The sequence below is a fragment of the Vibrio sp. 1249-1 genome (assembly GCF_033340495.1).
In genome coordinates, this window is sequence record NZ_JAWOWJ010000574.1 from 1 (window position 1) to 689 (window position 689).

1 protein-coding gene and 1 pseudogene are annotated in these 689 nt (G+C 46.9%); both read left to right on the forward strand.

Translation table 11 applies throughout. The features are described 5' to 3' along the window. Positions 1–238, forward strand: a 238-nt coding sequence (locus R7Z50_RS27695; protein ID WP_318149781.1) for a cytochrome c maturation protein CcmE, incomplete at its 5' end; no start/stop codon positions are given. Beyond that, a pseudogene (locus R7Z50_RS27700) lies at positions 235–689 on the forward strand (heme lyase NrfEFG subunit NrfE); the annotation flags it as partial. The gene R7Z50_RS27695 and the pseudogene R7Z50_RS27700, both read left to right, overlap by 4 nt.

Genomic DNA, 689 nt, shown 5'->3' on the forward strand with positions numbered 1-689 from the left:
GCATGATGTGGGTCCAAAAGTAACGATCACTTGCGAAGGTATTCTTCCTGACTTGTTCCGTGAAGGGCAGGGCATCGTTGCGCAAGGTGTTCTAAAAGACGCAACGACAGTTGAAGCGTTTGAAGTTCTCGCTAAACACGACGAAGAATACATGCCACCTGAAATTGCAGAAGCCATGAAGAAAACGCATGAACCATTGCAATACAGCAGTGAACAAAAACAAGGAAGCGGCGAATGATTGCTGAAATCGGCCATTTTGCCCTCATTTTATCTTTAGCGATGGCGGTACTGCTTTCTGTACTGCCGCTATGGGGCGCATCAAACAATAATACGATGCTGATGAATACCGCTCGACCGCTGTCTTGGTCGATGTTCATCATGCTGTTTTTCTCGTTCGTGATTTTGTGTTGGGGTTTTTATACTAACGACTTCACTCTGCAATACGTAGCAAGTAACTCAAACAGCCAACTGCCTTGGTACTACCGTTTGACAGCGGTATGGGGTGCACACGAAGGTTCCCTATTGCTTTGGGTGCTTATCCAAGCAGGTTGGACCGTCGCGGTTGCTACATTCAGCCGCGGTATGCCACAAGAGTCGGTTGCACGTGTACTTGCCGTAATGGGTATGATCTCAGTAGGTTTCCTAGTGTTTATTATCTTAACGTCAAACCCATTCCTACGTACGTTACC